The organism is Dolichospermum lemmermannii CS-548, assembly GCF_028330815.1.
GTDB lineage: Bacteria > Cyanobacteriota > Cyanobacteriia > Cyanobacteriales > Nostocaceae > Dolichospermum > Dolichospermum lemmermannii.
In genome coordinates, this window is the sequence record NZ_JAQMTJ010000204.1 from 1 (window position 1) to 3,110 (window position 3,110).

Annotated in this window: 2 protein-coding genes; both read left to right on the forward strand. The window is 38.1% G+C overall.

Annotated features, from left to right (window positions below):
* Positions 1–25: 25 nt before the first annotated feature.
* Positions 26–1,324, forward strand: coding sequence for an RNA-guided endonuclease InsQ/TnpB family protein (locus PN450_RS13230; protein ID WP_271836624.1), 1,299 nt, complete (start codon positions 26–28; stop codon positions 1,322–1,324).
* A gap of 24 nt (positions 1,325–1,348) precedes the next feature.
* The gene (locus PN450_RS13235; RefSeq protein ID WP_271836625.1) at positions 1,349–2,785 is read left to right on the forward strand and encodes a hypothetical protein; all 1,437 of its coding nucleotides are present in this window, start codon (positions 1,349–1,351) and stop codon (positions 2,783–2,785) included.
* Positions 2,786–3,110 lie beyond the last annotated feature (325 nt).

Sequence of the window (3,110 nt, forward strand, 5' to 3'; positions counted from 1 at the left end):
AAGTTGATTGTTCAAGGTTAAATCAATGTTAGTCCTAGAATACAAAGTTAAAGGTAAACAACATCAATACAACGCCATAGACGATGCAATTCGTACCACCCAATTCATTCGTAACAAAGCGATAAGATATTGGATGGATGCACCACGCGAGCTAAAAATTGATAAGTTTGCCCTGAATAAGTATTCAACAGAACTCCGCTCATATTTTCCTTTTGCTGCTGAATTAAACTCAATGGCAGTACAATCAGCCGCAGAAAGAGGATGGTCTGCTATATCAAGGTTTTACGACAATTGTAAATGTAAAAAGTCTGGAAAGAAAGGATATCCACGTTTTCAAAAAGATTGCCGTTCTGTTGAATATAAAACATCAGGATGGAAATTACACAAAACTAAGCGACGGATTACTTTTACTGATAAAAAAGGGATTGGTGAACTCAAATTATTAGGTAAATGGGATATTCAATCCTACGAACTTAAAGATATTAAACGAGTACGTTTAATCCGTCGTTCTGATGGATATTATGCACAGTTCTGTATTGGTATTGATGTTGTAGATATTCAACCGAAAACAGGTAATGAAATCGGGTTGGATGTTGGTATTGAGTCGTTTTACACCGATTCTAATGGACATCATGAACCCAACCCTCAGTTTTTGAGAAAGGCTGAAAAATCTATCAAACATTCTCAAAAACGGATTTACAAAAAAGTCAAAGGTTCTAGCGGTAGAAAAAAAGCTAGGAAAGTTTACGCAAAAAAACACTTAAAAGGTAGGGGCGAAGCATTCGCTTATAAAAATTATGCGACCAACCGACAACTCAACAGCGCGAATGCTTCGCCCGTACGGCAACGGAATGAACACGCTAAAAGAATAGCGCGTAACGTATGCAAGTCTAACGACTTAGTGGCCTATGAAGATTTACGTGTTTCAAACATGGTAAAAAATCATTGTTTAGCAAAATCAATTAGTGATGCTAGTTGGTATTTGTTCCGACAATGGATTGAATATTTTGCGGTTAAATTTGACAAGATTGCTATAGCCGTAGCACCTCATTACACTTCTCAAAAGTGTTCTAGCTGTGGCGTAATTGTCAAAAAATCTCTATCAACTCGTACCCATAATTGTAGTTGTGGATCATATCTTCATAGAGATACAAACGCCGCAATTAACATTCTTAATCTTGCAAAAAATAGGGGAGGGCATCCCCAAATTAACGCTACAGGAGTTGAAGCCACTACTCTACTTGGTGCAAGCCTGGAAAAGCCAAGTTTTGACGGTGAATGTAGAATCCCCGTGTCTTTAGACCGGGGAGTGTCAATTGTGTAAATAACTGATAACGGCTACGTATTTGTGGATAATAATAATATGACCGTGACAAATTTACCTATAATAAAGCTAACGCCACGCTATCGGCCAACTACAGATTGTCAATGTGAAACCGTAGTTATGGAAAAATTGGAAGACAGTAACCAACAAGACTGGATTGCAGAACCTAATATTGATCAACAAGCACAGATCAACTTAGAATTTCAGCAATTACTGAAGTTAAATACAGAATTAACTACAGCTAATAATCATCTCTATGCTCAGGTAGAGCAGTTAAAAACCGAATTAGCTGAAGCCGAAAAGATTTTGCAATGGCACAAAACCCGGTCTACTGTGACGGAATCTATGTTTAACCAACAAAATCAAGAACTTTCCGCTGGTCAAGAACAAATTCATTCCCTGTATCAGCAGTTAGAAACTGCTGTCCAAACTGTTCAACAACAAGAAATTTGTATTGAAAATTATCAAGCTAATTTGCAAATTAGCCAACAGCGGTTAGCGCATTTGGAAAGAGAATGTTCTCTTTTGCAAGCTAACTACAGTCAAGAGTCTCAACAGTTATTACACTCGGAAAATACTTGTCGTGAATTGCGGTCTCGGCTAATGCGTCAACAACGACAAACTATGCAGTTTAAATCGGCTTTGGAAAAATGTCTAGATACTCCCATTCCTAGCCATGAAAATTTAGAAGATCATATCCATCATCCCCATGATGTGATTCACAAACAAACGCGATTCTCCAGAAAAGCCCGGTCTTTGTTTCCCAATGCTCAACCTATTCGTCCTTGGACAGGGGAGACAGATTCTGTGAATGAGTCTGTAAATAATTCCTGGGTTAAGCCGACAGCAACAACTTCTGAAAATTATCCCCATGATCCAGAACCAGTAATCTCTCAGCCTACACAAGTTGATGAATCAACAACTCCATCAACAACTGAAGATGATTCTGGAGTATTATCCCTAGACCAGCAATTAGAAGGGATAATTCATCGGTTTTTTATTACACCATCATCTGACACAACGGAGGAGGGGACCCAGGCAAAAGTAAATATTCATCAAGGTGATATATCTGTTTTAGAAACTTTAGTATCTACTTCGGAAAATCATCCACAACCAGAAATAATTATTCAACAGGATTTGCAGATGGAAATTGATCCTTATGGTACTACTGAAAATTCTGGAAAGGAAGATTTTTCACTATCACTAATAGAGGAATTTCCAATCATTTCCACCGCTCTTAGCCATCAGATCAATACTGTGGAAATGGAAGATTATTGGTTGGATATTTCCCCGACAACGGAATCAAATTTACCCACTAATGATGTTTTGCCAAAGTTATTGGATGAAAATACATCTGACCATAAATCGCCTTCACCATTGATTTATCCCCAACGACCACCCAAGGGACGAAAATCTTTAGCATCTGTAGAACTACCGAATTTTCAACCTAAGCATAAGTAGCTTTTTTTGGTGATAACCCACCTTTCGCACCCTAAACCGTCACACAAGGAAAATTGGTCGTTGGGAAATTTGGGACTAGCGAAATGCTTACAGCAGCACTTCGCTATAGCTATTTGAAATTTTCACATTTTTGTATAAAAATCATCCTTTTAAGTATTGAAAAATCCGAAATTACCGATTGTGATACTAAGAGGGTGTTTGAAAAGTTATGGTTGATGTATCAAATATTTTTTACCCCACCCTAACCCTCCCCTTGTAAAGGGGAGGGAACTGGATTTTTATTGTTTCCCCCCTTTACAAGGGGAAAGGGGGGTAGCAATGTGAT

Coding starts and splice junctions, on each gene's coding strand:
- PN450_RS13230 (WP_271836624.1), top strand. CDS start 26: ATGTTAGTCCTAGAATACAAAGTTAAAGGTAAACAACATCAATACAAC.